The sequence below is a fragment of the Variovorax sp. 22077 genome (assembly GCF_052044195.1).
GTDB classification, from domain to species: Bacteria; Pseudomonadota; Gammaproteobacteria; order Burkholderiales; family Burkholderiaceae_C; genus Variovorax; species Variovorax atrisoli.
On sequence record NZ_JBQEQC010000002.1, the window covers coordinates 299,714 to 318,620 of the forward strand.

The 18,907-nt window shown below is 68.6% G+C and carries 16 protein-coding genes; 6 read left to right on the forward strand and 10 right to left on the reverse strand.

The features are described 5' to 3' along the window. The 4 genes from urtD to urtA all read right to left on the reverse strand — a co-directional run bounded on the left by urtD (window position 1) and on the right by urtA (window position 4,387). Window positions 1-744 (reverse strand): urea ABC transporter ATP-binding protein UrtD, encoded by a 744-nt coding sequence (gene urtD, locus ACTJLF_RS03900; RefSeq protein ID WP_019652151.1) that lies wholly within the window; start codon window positions 742-744, stop codon window positions 1-3. A 15-nt stretch (window positions 745-759) separates the two neighbouring features. Further along, the gene (gene urtC / locus ACTJLF_RS03905; protein WP_440882523.1) at window positions 760-1,959 is read right to left on the reverse strand and encodes an urea ABC transporter permease subunit UrtC; all 1,200 of its coding nucleotides are present in this window, start codon (window positions 1,957-1,959) and stop codon (window positions 760-762) included. Between the two features lie 94 nt (window positions 1,960-2,053). Further along, the gene (urtB, locus tag ACTJLF_RS03910) at window positions 2,054-2,968 is read right to left on the reverse strand and encodes an urea ABC transporter permease subunit UrtB (protein ID WP_019652149.1); all 915 of its coding nucleotides are present in this window, start codon (window positions 2,966-2,968) and stop codon (window positions 2,054-2,056) included. Window positions 2,969-3,121: 153 nt separating this feature from the next. Continuing rightward, window positions 3,122-4,387 carry an urea ABC transporter substrate-binding protein gene (gene urtA / locus ACTJLF_RS03915; RefSeq protein WP_019652148.1) on the reverse strand — a complete coding sequence of 422 codons (1,266 nt, stop codon included), beginning with the start codon at window positions 4,385-4,387 and terminating at the stop codon, window positions 3,122-3,124. A gap of 241 nt (window positions 4,388-4,628) precedes the next feature. Between urtA and ACTJLF_RS03920 the strand changes: the two genes are divergently transcribed. The 3 genes from ACTJLF_RS03920 to ACTJLF_RS03930 all read left to right on the forward strand — a co-directional run bounded on the left by ACTJLF_RS03920 (window position 4,629) and on the right by ACTJLF_RS03930 (window position 9,768). Continuing rightward, entirely contained in the window at window positions 4,629-8,033 is a 3,405-nt protein-coding gene (locus ACTJLF_RS03920) for a hybrid sensor histidine kinase/response regulator (protein WP_440882524.1), read from the forward strand. Then, window positions 8,011-8,907, forward strand: coding sequence for a response regulator transcription factor (locus ACTJLF_RS03925; RefSeq protein WP_019652146.1), 897 nt, complete (start codon window positions 8,011-8,013; stop codon window positions 8,905-8,907). Before ACTJLF_RS03920 ends, ACTJLF_RS03925 begins: the two co-directional genes overlap by 23 nt. Window positions 8,908-8,997: 90 nt before the next feature. Beyond that, complete coding sequence (locus ACTJLF_RS03930; RefSeq protein WP_026346132.1) at window positions 8,998-9,768, forward strand: TIGR04325 family methyltransferase; 771 nt, start codon at window positions 8,998-9,000, stop codon at window positions 9,766-9,768. Between the two features lie 13 nt (window positions 9,769-9,781). Here ACTJLF_RS03930 and ACTJLF_RS03935 read toward each other — a convergent pair whose 3' ends face one another. Then, the gene (locus tag ACTJLF_RS03935; protein WP_184603792.1) at window positions 9,782-10,276 is read right to left on the reverse strand and encodes a Spy/CpxP family protein refolding chaperone; all 495 of its coding nucleotides are present in this window, start codon (window positions 10,274-10,276) and stop codon (window positions 9,782-9,784) included. Between the two features lie 224 nt (window positions 10,277-10,500). On the opposite strand from ACTJLF_RS03935, the gene ACTJLF_RS03940 reads away from it, so the two are divergent. The 3 genes from ACTJLF_RS03940 (at window position 10,501) to ACTJLF_RS03950 (ending at window position 12,619) form a co-directional block, all read left to right on the forward strand. Then, the gene (locus tag ACTJLF_RS03940; RefSeq protein WP_132798198.1) at window positions 10,501-11,400 is read left to right on the forward strand and encodes an SPFH domain-containing protein; all 900 of its coding nucleotides are present in this window, start codon (window positions 10,501-10,503) and stop codon (window positions 11,398-11,400) included. Between the two features lie 40 nt (window positions 11,401-11,440). After that, window positions 11,441-11,653, forward strand: a complete 213-nt coding sequence (locus tag ACTJLF_RS03945) for a hypothetical protein (RefSeq protein ID WP_019652142.1) — start codon at window positions 11,441-11,443, stop codon at window positions 11,651-11,653. A gap of 99 nt (window positions 11,654-11,752) precedes the next feature. Then, entirely contained in the window at window positions 11,753-12,619 is an 867-nt protein-coding gene (locus ACTJLF_RS03950) for a substrate-binding domain-containing protein (protein WP_019652141.1), read from the forward strand. Window positions 12,620-12,661: 42 nt separating this feature from the next. Here ACTJLF_RS03950 and ACTJLF_RS03955 read toward each other — a convergent pair whose 3' ends face one another. From ACTJLF_RS03955 to ACTJLF_RS03975, 5 genes are all read right to left on the reverse strand, one after another. Then, complete coding sequence (locus ACTJLF_RS03955) at window positions 12,662-15,196, reverse strand: response regulator (protein WP_157773615.1); 2,535 nt, start codon at window positions 15,194-15,196, stop codon at window positions 12,662-12,664. Beyond that, window positions 15,189-15,647 (reverse strand): response regulator, encoded by a 459-nt coding sequence (locus tag ACTJLF_RS03960; RefSeq protein WP_019652139.1) that lies wholly within the window; start codon window positions 15,645-15,647, stop codon window positions 15,189-15,191. Before ACTJLF_RS03960 ends, ACTJLF_RS03955 begins: the two co-directional genes overlap by 8 nt. Further along, entirely contained in the window at window positions 15,640-17,889 is a 2,250-nt protein-coding gene (locus ACTJLF_RS03965; protein ID WP_440882525.1) for an ATP-binding protein, read from the reverse strand. The genes ACTJLF_RS03960 and ACTJLF_RS03965 overlap by 8 nt, the downstream gene beginning before the upstream one ends. Before the next feature lie 103 nt (window positions 17,890-17,992). Further along, the gene (locus ACTJLF_RS03970) at window positions 17,993-18,622 is read right to left on the reverse strand and encodes a biliverdin-producing heme oxygenase (protein ID WP_440882526.1); all 630 of its coding nucleotides are present in this window, start codon (window positions 18,620-18,622) and stop codon (window positions 17,993-17,995) included. Then, window positions 18,619-18,759 (reverse strand): hypothetical protein, encoded by a 141-nt coding sequence (locus ACTJLF_RS03975; protein WP_019652136.1) that lies wholly within the window; start codon window positions 18,757-18,759, stop codon window positions 18,619-18,621. The genes ACTJLF_RS03970 and ACTJLF_RS03975 overlap by 4 nt, the downstream gene beginning before the upstream one ends. Between the last annotated feature and the right edge of the window lie 148 nt (window positions 18,760-18,907).

The following is an 18,907-nucleotide window of genomic DNA, read 5'->3' on the forward strand; positions in this document are numbered from 1 at the left end:
TCAGTGCCCCAGGTAGACGTCGATGACCTTCGGATCGGCCTGCACCTTCTCCATCGGCCCCTCGGCGAGGATCTTTCCCTGGTGCATCACCGTGACCTTGTGCGCGATCTGCTTCACGAAGGCCATGTCGTGCTCGATGACGATCACGGCGCGGTTCTGGCAGATGCGCTTGAGCAGCTCGGCGGTGAGCTCGCGTTCGCGCGCACTCATGCCGGCGATGGGCTCGTCGAGCATCAGCAGCTCGGGCTCCTGCATCAGCAGCATGCCGATCTCCAGCCACTGCTTCTGGCCGTGGCTCAGCAGGCCGGCCTCGGTGTCGAGCCTGTCGGCAAGGCCGATCTCCTCGGCGACCGCCTGCACCCTGGCCTTGACCTCGTCGTCGCACTTGAAGGCAAGCGCGCCGAACACCGAACGCCCTTTGGGAAACGACACCTCCAGGTTCTGGAAGACGGAAAGGTTCTCGTAGATCGACGGCGTCTGGAACTTGCGGCCGATGCCCAGGCGCACGCGCTTGTGCTCCGCCATCCTGGTGAGCTCGGTGTTCCTGAACTTGATGCTGCCGGCGCTGGCGCGGGTCTTGCCGCAGATCAGGTCGAGCAGCGTGGTCTTGCCGGCGCCGTTGGGGCCGATGATCACGCGCAGCTCGTTGCGGTCGATGTACAGCGTCAGGTCGTCGATGGCCTTGAAGCCGTCGAAGGAGACGGTGAGGTCTTCCACGGCGAGCGCGAAGTCGGTGTTGCTCATGGATGCTGGCTCCGGTCAGGCGCGCTGGCTGCCGACGCCTTCGGGCAGCGTCGGTTCGGTCGGGGTCGATGTGGCGGACGGCGCGGGCACGGCAGCGGAAGCGGCGGGCGGCTTCACAGCGGCTTCGCGCAGCGCCTGGCGGCGCGACTTCCACCAGGGGCGGATCTTCTCTTCCCACACCCCGGCGAGCCCCATCGGGAAGGCCATGGTCACGCCGATGAAGAGCGCCGCCATCAGGAACAGCCACAGGTCGGGGAAGCTCTCCGAGAACAGCGTCTTGCCCGCATTCACCAGCAGCGCGCCGTACACCGCGCCCACCAGGCTCATGCGGCCGCCCACGGCGCAGAAGATCACCATCTCGATGGAGGGCACGATGCCCACGAAGCTCGGCGACATGAAGCCCACCTGCAGCGCGAACATCGCGCCGCCGATGCCCGAGAGCCCCGCCGCCAGGCAGAAGATGAAGACCTTGAAGTTCGAGACGTCGTAGCCGGAGAACCGCACGCGGTCTTCCTTGTCGCGCATCGCCAGCAGCAGCGTGCCCAGCTTGCTGGTCTGGATCCAGCGGCACAGCAGGATGCTGCCCACCAGCAGGCCGACGCAGACGTAGTAGAGGACGTACTTGGCGCTGTCGGTGCGCGTGTCCCAGCCCAGCAGGGTCTTCAGGTCAGTCATGCCGTTCACGCCGCCGGTGTAGCCCTGCTGGCCGATGATGAGCACGGTGCAGATCAGCGCCACCGCCTGCGTGATGATCGCGAAGTACACCCCGCCCACGCGCCGCTTGAACATCGCGAAGCTGATGAGCCAGGCCAGCGCCATCGGCGCGAGCACCACGAGCGCGAGGCTCACCGGCAGGCTCTTGAACGGCAGCCACAGCGTGGGCAGCTCGGTGATCTGGTTCCAGTCCATGAAGTCCGGGATGCCGGGCGTGGTCTGGATCTTGGTCGACACCGGATCGGAAGCCTCGAGCTTGAGGAACATCGCCATCGCATAGCCGCCGATGCCGAAGAACACCCCCTGCCCCAGACTCAGCACGCCGCCGTAGCCCCACACCATGACGAGGCCCACGGCCACGAAGGCGTAGGTGAGGTACTTGCCCACGAGGTTGAGGCGGAAGATGTCGAGCGACAGCGGCAGCACCACCGCGAGCAGCAGCACCAGCAGCAGCAGGCTGCCGAGCTGGTAGCGCTGGATCGAGGCCTTGATGAAATTCATCGATGACTCCAAAGCAGGAAGAGGGAATTGAAGGCGCGCAGGATCCGTAGCGAGCGGTGCGAGATCGGATCGCGCAGCAGGTTCATGCGTGCCTTCAACGGCGGACCTTGACGGCGAAGAGACCCTGCGGGCGCAGCATCAAGATGAAGACGATCAGCGACAGCGTCAGCACCTTGGCCATCGAGCCGGTCATGAAGAACTCCGAGACCGACTGCGTCTGCGCGATGCCGAAGGCCGAGACCACCGTGCCGAACAGGCTGGCCGCGCCGCCGAAGGTGACGACCAGGAAGGCGTCGACGATGTAGAGCGAACCCGAGGTGGGCCCGGTCGAGCCGATGGTGGTGAAGGCCGCGCCCGCCACGCCGGCAATGCCGCAGCCGATGGCGAAGGTGAGGCGGTCGGTCTTCTTCGTGTCGATGCCGGTGGCGTTGGCCATGGTGCGGTTGGCGACGGTGGCGCGCACCCTCAGGCCCCAGCGGCTCTTGTGCAGCGCGACCAGCACGCCGCCCGTGACCAGCGCGGTGAGCGCCAGCACGAACAGGCCGTTGATCGGGATGTCCAGGCCCTCGTGCGGCGTCCACGAGCCCATGAGCCATTCGGGCAGCGTGGGGCTCACCTCCTTAGGCCCGATGAAGGTGCGGAAGATCTGCTGCAGCCCCAGGCTCACGCCCCAGGTGGCCAGCAGCGTGTCGAGCGGACGCTTGTAGAGGTGGCGTATCAGCACCCACTCCACGATCCAGCCGACGATGAAGGCGAAGACGAAGGCCAGCGCGATGGCGATCGGGAAGTAGTACGGCATGAACTCGGGCGCGAGGCTCTCGGTGACGCGCGCGGCCAGGTAGATCGAGTAGGCGCCGATGGTCATGAACTCGCCATGCGCCATGTTGATCACGCCCATCTGGCCGAAGATGATCGCCAGGCCCAGCCCCATCAGCAGCAGCACCGCGAAGAGGCTCAGCCCCGCGAAGCCCTGCATGAGGCCGATGTTCAGCATGTCCGACAAAGTCATGGCAACGGATTCCGATGTTTGGGGTATTGGCTCCTTCCCCCTTTGGGGGAAGGTTGGGATGGGGACAGACGGCGCCTGCGAGCGCAGGGCTTCATCGACGGCCGCCTGCCCCCACCCCTGCCCTCCCCCGGAGGGGGAGGGAGAAAGACACGGTTACTGGTAGCCCTTCGGGAACGGATCCGGCTTGATCAGCTCGGCCGACTCCGCCACCACCTTGAAGGTGCCGTCCGCCTGGCCCTGCCCGATGCGCGCCTTGCTCCACAGGTGGTGGTTGGCGTCGAGCTTCACGTAGCCCTCGGGCGCGGTCTTGAGTTCGATGCCGGGCGATGCGGCCACCACCTTGTCGACGTCGAAGCTGCCGGCCTTCTCCACCGCCGCCTTCCACAGCCAGGGTCCGAGGTAGCCGGCCTGGGTCACGTCGCCGATGACGGCGTCCTTGCCGTACTTGGCCTTGAAGGCTTCGACGAACTTCTTGTTGTTCGCGTTGTCCAGCGTCTGGAAGTACTTCATCGACGAGTAGAAGCCAGCGAAGTTCTCGCCGCCCACGCCGGTCATCTCGTCCTCGGTCACGGCCAGCGTCAGCAGGAACTGCTTGTCGCCGGTGATGCCCGCGGCCTTCAGCTGCTTGTAGAAGGCCACGTTCGAGCCGCCCACCACGGCCGCGAAGATGCAGTCGGGCTTGGCCACCTTGATCTTGTTGATCAGCGAGTTGAAGTTGGTGTGGCCCAGCGGGTAGTACTCCTCGCCCTTGACCGAGCCCTTCTGGAAGTTCTCGATGTGCTTGCGCGCGATCTTCATCGAGGTGCGCGGCCAGATGTAGTCGGAGCCCACCAGGAAGAAGGTCTTGGCCTTCTTCTCCTTCGCGCCCCAGTCCAGGCCCCAGATGATCTGCTGCGTGGCCTCCTGGCCGGTGTAGATCACGTTCTTGCTCTGCTCCAGGCCTTCGTAGAAGGTCGGGTAATACAGCAGGCCGTTCTCCTTCTCGAACACCGGCAGCACCGCCTTGCGCGAGGCGCTGGTCCAGCAGCCGAAGACGGCCGCGACCTTGTCGTTGACCAGCAGCTTCTTCGACTTCTCGGCGAAGGTGGGCCAGTCGGAGGCGCCGTCTTCCTTGATGACCTTGATCTTGCGGCCCAGGATGCCGCCCATGGCGTTGATCTGGTCGATGGCGAGCTGCTCGGCCTGGATGGAGCCGGTCTCCGAGATGGCCATGGTGCCGGTGGACGAGTGCAGCTGGCCCACCGTCACCTCGGTGTCCGTCACGGCGAGCTTCGTCGTGTTGACCTTGGCCGTGGGGAACTGGCCCTGGCCGAAGCTCAGGCCGCTGAGGCCCATCACGGGCAGCGCGGCGGCGCCCTGCAGAAGGCGGCGGCGGCGCAATGCCATGGCATCGAGGGAAAGATCGGAATCACGCGACATCAGGAAACTCCAGGCAGGTTGTTGGAAAGGAAGGCCGCGCACCATCGAAGTGCATCGGACGGTGCCCCGAGCACCATGGCTGGAACTTTAGAAATCACCGGCGCATGCGCGAATACGTCATTCAACGTAGCGGCGAGGGCCCGTCGTGCCTGCAGACTCGCGAGCCAGAAACCGGTGGAAGCACGCAGGGAGCGCTTCTTGCTGTACCCGCGCCATGCCACCGCCGCCGCGAGAACCCGCCATGCAATCCGTCTCCGGACAGAAGATCTTCCGCATCCGCCGCGACTACAACGCCTGGGTCGCGAACGAGACGCTGGAGGACTACGCGCTGCGCTACACGCCGCGCAGCTTCCGCAAGTGGTCGGAGTTCCGCGTCGCCAACGCGGCCTTCGGCGCCACCTCCTTCCTGGCGCTGGAAGCCATCGGCGGGGCGATCGCGCTGAGCTACGGCTTCTCGAACGCGCTGTGGGCCATCCTCGTGGTGGGCCTCATCACCTTCCTCACGGGCCTGCCGATCTCTTACTACGCGGCGCGCCACGGCGTGGACATGGACCTGCTCACGCGCGGCGCGGGCTTCGGCTACCTGGGCTCCACGCTCACCTCGCTGATCTACGCGAGCTTCACCTTCATCTTCTTCGCGCTGGAGGCGGCCATCCTCGCGCTGGCGCTTCAGATGTACCTCGACTGGCCTCTGTGGCTGCTGTACATGGTGTCGTCGATCGTCATCATCCCGCTGGTTGCGCGGGGCATCACGCTCATTTCGGGGCTGCAGCTGTGGACGCAGCCGATCTGGATCGTGCTGTTCATCTGCCCCTTCGTCGCGGTGCTGGTGAAGGAGCCGGAGCTCTACGCCGACTTCACCGGCCTCGTGGGCCGCACCTCCGACAGCAGCGGCTTCGACCCGCTGATGTTCGGCGCCGCCGCCACCGTGGCCTTCTCGCTGGTGGTGCAGATCGGCGAGCAGGTCGACTACCTGCGCTTCCTGCCCGAGAAGACCGCCGCCAACCGCGTGCGCTGGTGGACGGCGGTGCTGGTCGCGGGCCCTGGCTGGATCGTGCCCGGCATGCTGAAGATGATGGGCGGCGCCTTCCTGGCCTTCCTCGCGCTCCAGCACGAGATACCGGCCAACCATGCGGTCGAGCCCACGCAGATGTACCTCACGGGCTTCTCCTACGTGCTGCGCGATCCGGCCTGGGTGCTGGGCATCACGGTGCTGTTTGTGCTAGTGTCGCAGATGAAGATCAACCTCACGAACGCCTATGCGGGTTCGCTGGCATGGTCGAACTTCTTCGCGCGGCTCACGCACAGCCACCCGGGGCGCGTGGTGTGGCTGGTGTTCAACGTGGCCATCGCGATCCTGCTGATGGCGCTGGGCGTGTTCGCGGCGCTGGAGCACGTGCTGGGCTTCTACAGCAATATCGCCATCGCCTGGGTGGGCGCGCTGGTGGCCGACCTGGTCATCAACAAGCCGCTGGGCTGGAGCCCGCGCACCATCGAGTTCAAGCGCGCGCACCTGTACGACATCAACCCGGTGGGCCTGGTGTCGATGCTGGTGGCGGCGGCGCTGGCCATGCTGGCGTACTCCGGCACGCTGGGGCAATGGGCGAAGGCCTTCTCGCCCTTCATCGCGCTGGCCACCGCCATGGCTCTGTCGCCGCTGCTGGCCTGGCGCACGCACGGGCGCTACTACCTGGCGCGCAACGACATCGAGCGCTGGACGCCGGGCCAGGCCGTGAAGTGCTCGGTGTGCGACAACAGCTTCGAGTCGGAGGACATGGCGCACTGCCCGGCCTACAGCGCGCCGATCTGCTCGCTGTGCTGCACGCTCGAGTCGCGCTGCCACGACCGCTGCAAGACCGATTCGCGCGCGGCCGAGCAGATGAGCGGCTGGCTGCAGGCGCTGCTGCCGCCTGCCCTGTCGGCGCGCCTGAACTTCCGCGTGGCGCACTACCTGCTCGTGGCAGCGTCGCTCATCGCGCTGCTGGCCACCGTGGTGGGCGTGGTCTATGCGCAGGAAGCGCTGGCGGGCACCAGCGACCCGGTCATGGCCACGGCCTTCCTGAAGGTGTTCGCGCTGCTTTCCGTGGTGGCAGCCGTGGCCGCGTGGTGGGTGGTGCTGGGCAGCGAGAGCCGGCAGATGGCGCAGGAGGAATCGAACCGCCACAACAACCTGCTGGCGCTGGAGATCGAGGCGCACCGCCGCACCGACGCCGCGCTGCAGGCCGCCAAGGAAGCCGCCGAGGCCGCCAACCAGGCCAAGACCCGCTACGTGGCCGGCATGACGCACGAGCTGCGCACGCCGCTCAACAGCATCCTGGGCTATTCGCAGATCCTGCTGAAGGGCGACTCGGTGAAGCCGCCGCGCGAGGCGGTGCAGACCATCCACCGCAGCGGCGAGCACATGCTGGGCCTGATCGACGGCCTGCTCGACCTCGCGCGCATCGAGGCCGGCCGGCTGCAGCTGGAGCCCGCGCCGCTGGCGCTGCCGGCCTTTCTCGACCAGCTCGTGCACATGGTGCGGCCGCAGGCCGAGAACAAGGGCCTGGCCTTCGTCTACACGCACGCGGGACGGCTGCCGCCTTGGGTGCATGCGGACGCGAAGTGGCTGCGGCAGATCCTCATCAACCTGCTGACGAACGCGGTGCGCTTCACCGACAGCGGCACCGTCACGCTGCACGTTGACGCCCGCCGCGAGGTGCTGCGCTTCGACGTGGCCGACACCGGCATCGGCGTGGCGCCGCAGGACCACCAGCGCATCTTCCTGCCCTTCGAGCGCGGCGCGGCGGGCCGCCGGCGCGGCGAGCCGGGCACGGGGCTGGGCCTGACCATCACCGGCCTGCTCACCTCGCTGATGGGCGGCGAGCTCAAGCTCGCGTCGACCTCCTCGCAGGGCAGCACATTCAGCGTGCGCGTGTATCTGCGCGAGGTGGCCGACCCCGGCCCGCAGGCCGGCAAGGCGGGTGCCGTGCGCCAGCCCGTGTCGGGCTACATCGGCGAGCGCCGCACGCTGCTGGTGGTGGACGACCAGCCGGTGCAGCGCCAGATGCTCGCGGGCATGCTCGCGCCGCTGGGCTTCGAGGTGCGCGAGGCCGCCAGCGGCACCGAGTGCCTCGACAGCCTGCGCGAGGAGCTGCCCTCGGCCATCCTGCTCGACCTGACGATGGACGACATGGACGGCTGGCAGACCGCCGCGTCGGTGCGCGCCTCGGGTTTCGGCGAGATCCCGATCATCATCGTCTCGGCCAACATGTTCGAGAACCAGGCCGAGCGGCTGCGCGCGGCGGGCTGCCAGGCCTTCGTGGGCAAGCCGGTGATCGAGTCGGAGCTCATCGCCACGCTGGAGCGCCACCTCGGCCTCGAATGGCTGGCGGCCGGCGACGCCCTGCCGCCGAACGCCCGCGACGACGATGCGGACACCGCACCGCGCCCCAGGCAGCTCGACCTGCCCGAAGACGACCGCGCCGAGCTCATGCGGCTTGCACAGATGGGCCACGTGCGCGGCCTGCACACCGCGCTCGACCGGCTGGCCGCTTCCTCGCCCTCGGCGGCGGCCACATGCACGTGGCTGCGCGGCATGGTCGCGCGCTTCGAACTCGACAAACTCCGCAACGCACTGTCAGAAGATGCAGACACCCTCGCTCCCTGATTCGCCTTCGGCCGAACGCCCCGTGGTGCTGGTGGTGGACGACGCCCCCAGCAGCCTCGGGATGCTGTGCGACACCCTCGAGGCCAGCGGCTACACCGTGCTGGTGGCGGCCGACGGCGAGGCCGCGCTGCAGCGGCTCGAACTGGTGGTGCCCGACGCGATCCTGCTCGACGGCCTGATGCCGGGCCTCTCGGGCTTCGAGACCTGCAGGCGCATCAAGGCCAACCCGGCGCTCGCGCACATCCCGGTGCTGTTCATGACGGGCCTGTCGGAGACCTCGCACGTGGTCGAGGGCTTCGAGTGCGGCGGCGTCGACTACGTGGTGAAGCCGATCCGCGCGCAGGAAGTGCTGGCGCGGCTGCACACGCACGCGCGCAACGCGCGCATCACCCGAATGGCCCGCGACGCGGTGGACGTGGCGGGCATGGGTGTGGTCTTCGTCGACACGCGCGGGCGCATCGCATGGCGCTCGCCGCAGGCCGCGCTGTGGCTGCATGCGCTGGAGGTGCCGCCGGCGCCGGGCCTGCTGCCGGGCTCGCTGGAAGCGGCGCTGGCGCCGGGTGCGGTCATCGCCGTCGGCACGTCCACCGGCATGCGGCTGTCGGTGCGCAACCTCGGCGCGGCGGCGCTGGGCGAGACGATGCTGCTGTTCGCCGTGCAGCGCGAGGGGCCGGCCGCGCGGCTGGCCGATGCGGCGCTCACGCCGCGAGAGACCGAGGTGCTCTCGTGGCTCGCCAAGGGCAAGACGAACCGCGACATCGGCGAGATCCTGGGCACCAGCCCGCGCACGGTGAACAAGCACCTGGAGCACATCTTCGAGAAGCTGGGCGTGGAGACGCGGGCGGCCGCCGCGGCGTTGGCGAGCGGTATGTAACCCCCATGGGGTAACTGCCCCAACCGCACTGGGCTATAGCGCCTTCGCGCTCCCGTTGCGCCCAGAATGGGCGAGCCAACGGAGAACGAGATGCTCAACAGCCTCCTGCAATTTCCTGCCCGCGAAAGCGCGTACAGGCGCAAGTTCCTCAACAACACCGACGAGAACCTGTTCATGGGCTCGTTCGACAGCTTCGCCGCGGCCGAGGCCGGGGCGCCTTCCAGCAAGGCCGTGGGCTATGCCAACGCCGACGCGGGCGAGCTCTACAGCCCGCAGATCTACTTCTACGACTACCCCGGCCTCTTCTGGCTGGGCCGCTCCATCGACGCGGGCATGACGCGCGTGTTCGACCTCGGCGGACACGTCGGCATCAAGTACTACGCCTTCCGCCGCGTGCTGAGCTATCCCTCCACACTGCGCTGGACAGTGTGCGACGTGCCCGGGGTGGTCGAGAGCGGCCGCGCGATGGCCGTCAAGCGCGAGGCGACCGAGCAGCTGGGCTTCACCACCGACTACCGCGATGCGAGCGGCTGCGACGTGCTGTACGTGTCGGGCAGCCTGCAGTACCTGCCGGTGCGCATGGACGCGATCCTTTCCGAGCTCGCGGTGAAGCCCCGGCGCATCGTGATGAACACCACCGCCGTGCACCCGGAGCGAACGATCTACACGCTCAACAGCATCGGCATCGCGGTGTGCCCCTACCGCATCCAGCACCACGACGAGCTGCTGGCCGACCTCTCGCGCTCCGGCTACCGAAAGCGCGACGTGTGGCGCAACGAGGGCAAGCCCATCGAGGTGCCTTTCGTCGAGGGCGGCGACAAGCCCTACTACGCGGGCTGCTGCTTCGACCTGATCGACTGACTGATCAGGGCGATCAGGGAATGACCGCCGGCAGGTTCTGGTCGGCCGTGTGGCGCTGCTCGGGCGTCATCGACTCGTAGAGCTTCGACAACGCATCGCTCACCGCCTGCATGCGGTGCGCACGATCCTGTGCCTGCATCGCGCGCTGCTGGACGAACTGCACCGCGTTCAGGTCGTCGGACGGCGCGGCGGCCGTCATGCCGGGGCGGCCGGCGAGCTCCCACACCGCGTCGGAGAAACGGTCCCACAGCGGCGACTGCTCGGGCGTGACCATGAGCTGCAGGCGCAGGTCGTAGAGCTTGTCGCGAATCTTCCCTGCGGCTGTTGCCGGCGTGGTGAGGCCTTCGCCGGTGCGCGAAGCGGCGGAGCTGTCGGGCCGCGCGCCGCGCCGGCCGCCGCCCATGCCGGGGCCACCCCCACCAGCACCGAATTGCGCGAACCCCTGGCCGCTCACGGCGACGAGGGCGGCGGCAAGTGCGAGGCGTTGCAGGGAGCGGTTCATGGTCATGGCTGGAGTCCTCGCTGGCCGGCCCTCCGAAGGGCCACCGCGAATTTCAGGGGCGGCGGCTGTCGCCTGCATTGCGAGCCCGTAAAGCGGCGGTAAAGCGCGCCGTCTTTACCTTGGCGCCGGCAGCCGGCGGCGGAAAACCGGCGCGCTTGCCGGGACATCCAAAACATCTTGACTGGCCCCGAAAAGATATTAGAGTGATATCACTTTCAACGGAGGCAGTGATGCAAGAGAAGACCCCCAACACCAATCCGCGACCGGTCCGCATGGAGCGCCCCTACCGGTCGATCAACGGCTATGGCGTTTCCGCCGTGGTGCTGCTGCTGATCGCCATCGGCGTCTGGGCGATCGTGCAGCGCCTCATGCCGCTGCCGATGAGCGTCCTGCTGATCGTGGTCGGCCTCGTGCTGATCCCCGGCCTCTACATGCTGCAGCCCAACGAGGGCATCATCCTCACGCTCTTCGGCCAGTACCAGGGCACCGACCGCTCCGAGGGCCTGCGCTGGACCAACCCGCTGCAAAGCGGCCAGAAGATCTCGCTGCGCGCACGCAACCTCAACACGCCCCCGCTGAAGGTGAACGACAAGCGCGGCAACCCGGTGGAGATCGGCGCGGCGGTGGTCTGGCGGGTGTACGACACGGCGCAGGCCGTCTTCGAGATCGACGACTACAACAAGTTCGTCGCCATCCAGTCCGAGGCCGCCATCCGGCACCTGGCCACCCTCTACGCCTACGACAGCGGCGACGACCTGCCCAGCGAGGAAACCACGCTGCGTGCCGGCCTCGACACCGTGGCCGACGCCTTGCGTGACGACCTGAACCGCCGCTTCGCCAGCGCGGGCGTCGAGGTGCTCGACGCAAAGCTCACACACCTGGCCTACGCCCCCGAGATCGCACAGGTGATGCTGCGCCGCCAGCAGGCGGTGGCCATCGTGAGCGCGCGGCACCAGATCGTGTCGGGCGCGGTCGGCATGGTCGAGGCGGCGCTCAAGGGCCTGTCGGAACGCAACCTCGTCGTGCTCGACGACGAGCGCAAGGCCTCGATGGTGTCGAACCTGCTGGTGGTGCTGTGCTCCGACCGCGAGACGCAGCCCGTGGTGAACACCGGTACGCTCTACACCTGAGGCGCGAACCGTACGCGCCCTCCCGATCCGTACCCATCCGATGGCCAGTCCCGGCAAGAAAGCCTACCCCCTGCGCATCGATCCGGCCCTGTGGGCCGAGATCGAGCGCCTTGCCGCGCAGGAGTTGCGCAGCGCGAACGCGCAGGTCGAGTTCCTGCTGCGCGAGGGGCTGGCCCGGCGCGGGCGGCTGCCGGGCGCGGATGCAGGCAGGAGCACTCCCGACAAGCCCGAGGCACCCGAGGCGCCTCAGTGATAACCCCGACTTCGCTGAAGGCCGAATGACAGCCCCGGCTTCTACGATGACAGCGGCACGCGGCGACCGCGCCGCAATCCTCTTCCTCCTGGAGACATCGTGACGAAGCCCTTCAAGACCCCCTCTTCTTTCCGCTCTTCCTTCCCCTCTTCCTTCGGCACCCTCACCCGCCGCGCCGCGCTACCGCTGGTCGCGGCCCTCGCGCTCGCAGGCTGCGGCAGCCTCGGCACCACCAGCAGCAGCAAGCCCGCGGGCGGCGCCGACATCCACGTCATGACCTCCGGCGGCTTCACCGCCGCCTACAACGACCTGCGCCCCGAGTTCGAGCGCAGCACCGGCCGCAGCGTGAAGACCGCCTACGGCGCCTCGATGGGCAATGCCGAAGACTCCATCCCCAGCCGCCTCGCCCGCAACGAGCCGGCCGACGTGGTGATCCTCGCGCGCCCCGCGCTCGATGCGCTGGTGGCCGAGGGCAAGGTGGTGCCGGGCAGCCAGGTCGACCTGGTGCGCTCGGCCATCGGCTTCGCGGTGCGCAAGGGCGCGCCCAAACCCGACATCAGCACGGTCGACGCGCTCAAGCGCACGCTGATCGCAGCGCCGTCGATCGCCTACTCGGCCAGCGCGAGCGGCACCTACTACGAGACCGAGTTGCTCAAGAAGCTCGGCATCGAGGACCAGGTCAAGCCCAAGAGCAAGCGCATCCTGAGCGAGCGCGTCGGCTCCGTGGTGGCGCGCGGCGACGCGGCGCTGGGCCTGCAGCAGGTCAGCGAGCTGCTGCCCATCGCGGGCATCGACTACATCGGACCGCTGCCTGCCGAAGTGCAGCGCGTGACGGTGTTCTCCGCCGGCATCGCCAGCGCCTCGAAGCAGCCCGACGCGGCGCGGCAGCTCATCCGCTATCTCAATTCGCCCGCAGCGGCTCCCACCATCGCCAAGACCGGCCTGGAGCCGCTGACGGCGCGCTGATCTCCCGCAGCCCCGGCCGGGCGCATACCGACGGTCGGGGCGCTAGCGCTCTTCGATCAACTGCTTCACGCGGCGCGCCAGCACGTCCATCTCGAAGGGCTTGGTCATCACGTGCATGCCGGGGTCGAGGTGGCCATGGCTCAACACGGCGTTTTCGGCATAGCCCGTGATGAAGAGCACCTTGAGGCCCGGCCGGGCCGTGCGCGCGGCGTCGGCCACCTGACGGCCGTTCATGCCGCCGGGCAGCCCCACGTCGCTCACCAGCAGATCGATGCGCTGCCGCGGCGTCTGGAGGATGCGCAGTGCCTCGGCCCCGTCCCCGGCTTCCAGCGTGGCGTAGCCCAGGCCCCGCATCACCTCGACGATGATCATGCGCAGCGCTGGTTCGTCGTCGACCACCAGCACGGTATCGCCCTGGTCGGCGCGCGGCGCGAGCATGGCCACTGCCGGTGCCGCGGACACTTCTTCCTGCATGTCATGGCGCGGCAGGTAGATGCTGACGGAGGTGCCCTTGCCGACCTCCGAGTAGATGCGCACCTGCCCGCCCGACTGCTTCGCGAAGCCGTAGATCATCGACAGGCCCAGTCCGGTGCCCATGCCGATCGGCTTGGTGGTGAAGAACGGATCGAAGGCCCGAGCCACCACTTCCGGCGGCATTCCCACGCCGTTGTCGCTGACGGTGAGCGACACGTACTGCCCCATCGGCAGTTCGCGGTCGCGCGCGGTCCGGGCGTCGATCCAACGATTGGCGGTTTCTATCACCAGGGTGCCGCCTTCGGGCATGGCGTCGCGCGCGTTGATGCACAGGTTGAGCAGCGCGTTCTCGAGCTGGCCCGGATCGGCGTGCACGTTCCACAGCCCGACGGCCGCCACGGTCTCCAGCGAGATGTGCGGGCCCAGCGTGCGGCGCAGCAGCTCTTCCATTTCCGTCACCAGCCGGTTGGCGTTGACTGGCTTGGGCTCCAGCGTCTGGCGCCGCGAGAAGGCCAGCAGCCGGTGGGTGAGCGCGGCCGCGCGCTTGACCGCGCCCTGCGCCACGCCCACGTAGCGCTCCATGTCCGCCGGATTGCCCTGAAGGCCGCGCCGGCGCATCAGTTCGAGGCTGCCGCTGATGGCGGCCAGGAGGTTGTTGAAGTCGTGCGCCAGGCCGCCGGTGAGCTGGCCCACGGCCTCCAGCTTCTGGCTCTGGCGCAGTTGCTCGCGCGCGGCATCGAGTTCGGCGGCGCGCTCCTTCTGCTCGGTGATGTCGCGCGCGGCGGCGTACAGCAGGCCGTTGTCGGGCACGGCGGTCCAGGAGAGCCAGCGGTAGCCGCCGCTCCTTGTGCGGTAGCGGTTCTCGAAACCGGTGGTGCGCTCGCCCTGCAGGAGGCGCTCCAGCTCGGCCTCGGTGTGGATCAGGTCGTCGGCATGCACCAGCGAGCGAAAGGGCATGGCGCAAATCTCTTCGGCGCTCCAGCCCAGCACGGCTTCCCAGGCGGGGTTCACGCTCACGAAGAAGCCCTGAGAGTTGGCCACGCCCAGCAGGTCCTGGCTCAGGGCCCAGGTGCGGTCGCGCTCGTGGGTGCGCGCCTCGACCTGGCGCTCCAGCGACTCGGCCAGGGCCATCAGCTCGATCTGCGCCTCGCGCCGGGCGATGGCCGAGCGCACGCGGTCGCCGACCTCGCGGATGAAGTCCAACTCGTCGCGCGTCCACGGCCGCACCTCGCCGTGGTTGAGATAGAGCAACCCGACCAGCCCGCCGCGCTCGGTGAGCGGCATGTTGACCACCGCGCGCGCAGTGATGGCCTCCAGCGCCTGCGCGTTGTCGCGTGTGCGGGAGTCGAGCCGTGCGTCGGCGAAGGCCACGGTGACGCCCTTGCGCAGGTCGTCGATGTAGGAGCCGTAGTCGCGAAAGTGCAGCAGGCCCGCGAGGCTGGCCACGCCGGGCGCGGTCCAGTCGCGGGCGATGACGATGGTCTCGGCCGCCGTGTCCACCAGGCCGTATCCGGCGCGGTCCACGTCCAGGCTGCGCCCGAGCATTTCGGAGGCCGCATAGGCGATGTCGCCCGGCTCGTCCATGTCGCGGATGCGGTCGCCCAGCTCCATGAGGGCCAGGCGGCGCGCTTCGGCTTCCATGATGGCCGCGTTGGCCGCGTTCAGCCGGCGCTCCGCAAGCCCCTTGGCGCGCCGGTCGGCGGCCTCCTTGAGCGCGCGTTCCAGCACCACGGGCAGCCGCGCGAGACGGCCCTTGCTCACATAGTCGGTGGCCCCGCTCTTGAGCAGCTCGACCGCGTTGTCCTCGCCGATCACGCCCGAGACGAAGATGAACGGCGTCTCCGGCGCCAGGCGGCGCGCCAGCTCGAGCGCATGCGCGCCCGAGAACCCCGGCAGCTCGTAGTCGGACAGGATCAGCGAGAAGCCGCCCTCGTTCAGCGCCTCGACGAAGCCGCGCTCGTCGCGCACGGCGCGGATCGTGGCCAGCGGCAGGGTCTGGGCCAGCGCCTCGGTCAGCAGCTCGACGTCGAAGCGCGAGTCTTCGAGTACCAGGATGCTCGTCGGCTGCATGGTCGCGGCAGGGGCGCCGCCGTCGCTACTCATGTTTGCGCGCAGCCTTCAGGGAGCCCGGCGGCGGTTCGTTGAGCACGGCCCAGAACACACCCAGCTCGGCGATTGCGGAGACGAACCGGTCGAACGCCACCGGCTTGACCACGTAGGCGTTCACGCCCAGTTCGTAGCTGCGCAGCACGTCCGACTCTTCCTGCGACGAGGTGAGCATCACCACCGGAATGCTGCGCAGCGCCGGATTGGCGCGCACCGCCTGCAGCACCTCCAGTCCGGTGACCTTGGGCAGCTTCAGGTCCAGCAGGATCACGGCCGGATTGCCCTCGGCGCGGTCCGCATGCTCGCCCTGGCGGTGCAGGTATTCGAGCGCCTGCGCGCCGTCGCGCAGCACGACGACTTCGTTGGCGAGCTGGCTGCGCTCCAGCGCGATCAGGGTGAGTTCGAGGTCTCGCTTGTCATCCTCGACAAGCAGGATCGGCTTAAGCATGTTCCTCTCCGTTGTCGGGGCCCTGGCGCGGCAGGATGAAGCCGAAGCTCGCCCCCGCGTCGATCTCCCCTTTTGCCCAGACCGTGCCGCCATGGCGCTCCACGATCCGCTTCACATTGGCCAGGCCGATGCCCGTGCCCTCGAAATCCTCGGCCTGGTGCAGCCGCTGGAACACGCCGAACAGCTTGTCGACGTATTTCATCTGGAAGCCCACGCCGTTGTCCTGCACTTCGAGCCCGTCGCCCAGGTCGCTGCGGATGCCGCGCACCGCGATGCGCGACAGGCTGCGGGTGCGCGAGTACTTGACTGCGTTGGCCAGCAGATTGCGCACCGCCACCTGCAGCAGCAGCGGGTCGGCATACAGCGCCGGCAGGTCGGCATCGACCTGCCATTCCACCTTGCGCTGCGGCTCCAGCCGCGTCAGCTCTCGCACCAGGCCCTCGACCAGCGAGGCGCTGTCGACCTGCCGCCGCTTGAGCGCGGAGCGGCCCATGCGGGAGAAGTCGAGCAGCGCGTCGACCATCTGTCCCGCGAAGGCGGCCGCCTCCTTGACGTGCGAAAGATAGCGGCGGCCCCGCTCGCTGAGCTGCTCGCCCTCGGTCTGCCCCACCAGGTCGACGTAGCCGGCGATGTGCCGCATCGGGGCGCGCAGGTCGTGCGACACGGTGTACGAAAACGCCTCCAGCTCCTTGTTGACGCGTCCCAGTTCGGAGGCCACGGAGGCCAGTTCCTCCGCGCGGCGCAGCACGATGCCGATCAGCGCCTGGCGCAGTTCGGCGGCCGCCCCGACCTCGGCCGGCGACCAGGGCTTGGAGCATCCGCGGATGTGCTCCACCCAGCTCGCAAAGCTCAGGCGAGGATGCATGCGGCCGTTGACCAGGCTCTGCGGTTTCTGCGGGTCGCCCGCCCAGCGGACCGTCTGCACGATCTCGGGGCGGAACCAGAGGATCAGGTGCCGGTGCACCTGCGAGATGGAGATGGCGAGCACGCCCGCCGCCACGTCGACGAACTGCGAAGCCGGCGCGAAGTGCGCCGCCAGCGCATTGCTCTCATAGACCTCCACGCCCAGCCCCGCGATCCAGCCCGCAAGCTCCTGCACGTGCGCGCGCGCCGGCACGTCGCCCACGCACCAGACCTCGTCGTCGAGCACCACGGCGGCGCCCGTGGCGCGCATCACGCGCAGCATCAGCGAGACCTCGGACGTGAGGTGCTGCAGGGTGCCGTCGCTGTTGGACAGGTGCGAGACGATCTGCAGCGTGAGCTTGCGCAGCTCGAGCCGCTCGGCCACTTCGCCGTTGCTTTCCTTCGACCGGATCTGCAGCGACAGCAGCTGCCCCAGGTGCTCGCACGCGAGCCGCGTCGCCGTGTCGAGGAAGCGCGGCGCATGGTCGTGGCAGGAGATCAGTCCCCAGAGCCTGCCGTCGATGACGATCGACACCGACATGGACGCCAGCGTGCCCATGTTGCGCATGTACTCGAGGTGGATCGGCGAGACGCTGCGCAGCTGCGCCTGCGAAAGGTCGATGTCGGCGGCCGTGAGCGACGCGTCGTTGGCACGCAGGCGCACCGGCTGGTAGTTGGCGTCGGCGATCAGCCGGAAGTGGTTGACGAGGTACAGCTCGCGCGCCTGGCGCGGAATGTCGGACGCGGGAAAGTGATGGCCGCTGTAGCTGTCGTAGCCGGGCTCGGCGGCCTCTGCCAGCACCTCGCCATGGCCGGCTGCGTCGAAGCGGTAGACGAGGCAGCGGCCGAAACCGGTGAGCCGCTTCATCTCGCGTGCGGCCAGGCAGCACAGTTCGTCCACCGTGGCGGCATCCTGCAGCCGGGGCAGGAAGACGCGGCCCAGAGAATAGATGGGCGCCTCGTTGCCGCCCGGGGGCGAGGCGGCCTCGAACTCGACGATCAGGTGGTTCCCGCCACGGTGCGCGGAAACGTCGAAGAAGTTATGCGCAAGACTCATCGCCCCGAGCGACACCGGGGAGCCGCCCGGCGGCATCGCCGGCAAACGCAACCCGCGCACGGCCTCGAGCGCGGCGGGCAGTTCGGCGTCGGGCCAGTTCTCGCTCCATGCGACAAGCGCCAGCGAGCCGCCGTCGAGCACCAGCATGCGGCCGTGCGGCTGGATCGAGCCCGGAACGCGGATCGGCTCGAGGTCGCAATTGGACAGGTCGACCGGCACGGGCTCGAGGGCCCGCGAGCCGGCCTGCGGCTGAGGCTCGGTGAGGGTCAGGGGCGGCGGCACGTTGGTCAAGTTCGGGCGAGGCGGCGGCGGCCGCACTGGGTTATCTGGAAACAGGTTGACAGGATCATGCCAGCGCGTCTTCGGGGGATTCGTCGGCGGCTTCCTACAATCCGGCCGGCTGCAAACCGAAGCGCGGGATGAGAGTTTCGAAGCCGGCCACCGCGCCGCGCTGAGCCGAATCGACAGCCGCCGGATCGCGCAGCGCCGCAGCCAGTTGCGCGACGAATTCCTTCCACTGCGCGGGCAGGCCGTCGGGTGCGTCGACGGGCTGGAAGTAGCGCATCGGATGCGGCGCCAGCTTCGGCGCCAGGCGCTTGTGCATGGCCAGGCCGCCGAGCTGGGAGCCTTCGAGCACGTAGGCCAGGCCCCAGGCGAACGCAGGTTCGGCGGCGGCCTCCACGAGCCGAGGCGCAAGGCATGCCTGGGCCGTGGCGGCGGCGTGCTCCCCGACCGGCGCTGCACCGGCATCCTCCAGATCGAGCGCCAGGGCGGCCAGGCGCCGGTCGGTGCGCCGCGCCACGCGGTCGAGCCCGGGATCGCCGGGAACGGCCAGCGCCTGCCGCACCGCCTCCAGCCAGGGGCGCAGCGCACGCAGGTGATCCGCGTAGTCGGCCAGCGAGGCATCTTCGCGGGCGATCGGCAGCTGGCTGTCGAGCGCTTCGTGCAGCGCATGCGTGGCATTGCGCAGGGGGCGCAGCACCTCGGCCATCGAGGGTTGGACGGCGGCGCTCATCGCGGGAGGCCCTCCGGCTTGGCGGTCACGTCGATCATGGGGCCGAACACGCGAATGTATAGCTCGCTCTCCGTCGCCGATACCAGGTTGCGGCGGACGGGGACGTTGTCGTCGACAGGAAAGGTGGAAAGCGGCACGGCGGAAACAGCAGGAGTTAAAAAGAAAAGATTACCTTCGAATATGCCCGAGCCTACGGGAGCCGCCGGGCCTCGCCGGTGAGCGCGCTTCCCTACATCCGGTAGGAAATTCCGCAGGCCCGCCCGTAAACTGGCGCGCTCCCCTGCC

Excerpts from the sequence above, each read along its gene's own strand:
- urtD (WP_019652151.1), bottom strand. The coding sequence starts at position 744 with ATGAGCAACACCGACTTCGCGCTCGCCGTGGAAGACCTCACCGTCTCC.
- urtC (WP_440882523.1), bottom strand. The coding sequence starts at position 1,959 with ATGAATTTCATCAAGGCCTCGATCCAGCGCTACCAGCTCGGCAGCCTG.
- urtB (WP_019652149.1), bottom strand. The coding sequence starts at position 2,968 with ATGACTTTGTCGGACATGCTGAACATCGGCCTCATGCAGGGCTTCGCG.
- urtA (WP_019652148.1), bottom strand. The coding sequence starts at position 4,387 with ATGTCGCGTGATTCCGATCTTTCCCTCGATGCCATGGCATTGCGCCGC.
- ACTJLF_RS03920 (WP_440882524.1), top strand. The coding sequence starts at position 4,629 with ATGCAATCCGTCTCCGGACAGAAGATCTTCCGCATCCGCCGCGACTAC.
- ACTJLF_RS03925 (WP_019652146.1), top strand. The coding sequence starts at position 8,011 with ATGCAGACACCCTCGCTCCCTGATTCGCCTTCGGCCGAACGCCCCGTG.
- ACTJLF_RS03930 (WP_026346132.1), top strand. The coding sequence starts at position 8,998 with ATGCTCAACAGCCTCCTGCAATTTCCTGCCCGCGAAAGCGCGTACAGG.
- ACTJLF_RS03935 (WP_184603792.1), bottom strand. The coding sequence starts at position 10,276 with ATGACCATGAACCGCTCCCTGCAACGCCTCGCACTTGCCGCCGCCCTC.
- ACTJLF_RS03940 (WP_132798198.1), top strand. The coding sequence starts at position 10,501 with ATGCAAGAGAAGACCCCCAACACCAATCCGCGACCGGTCCGCATGGAG.
- ACTJLF_RS03945 (WP_019652142.1), top strand. The coding sequence starts at position 11,441 with ATGGCCAGTCCCGGCAAGAAAGCCTACCCCCTGCGCATCGATCCGGCC.
- ACTJLF_RS03955 (WP_157773615.1), bottom strand. The coding sequence starts at position 15,196 with ATGAGTAGCGACGGCGGCGCCCCTGCCGCGACCATGCAGCCGACGAGC.
- ACTJLF_RS03960 (WP_019652139.1), bottom strand. The coding sequence starts at position 15,647 with ATGCTTAAGCCGATCCTGCTTGTCGAGGATGACAAGCGAGACCTCGAA.
- ACTJLF_RS03970 (WP_440882526.1), bottom strand. The coding sequence starts at position 18,622 with ATGAGCGCCGCCGTCCAACCCTCGATGGCCGAGGTGCTGCGCCCCCTG.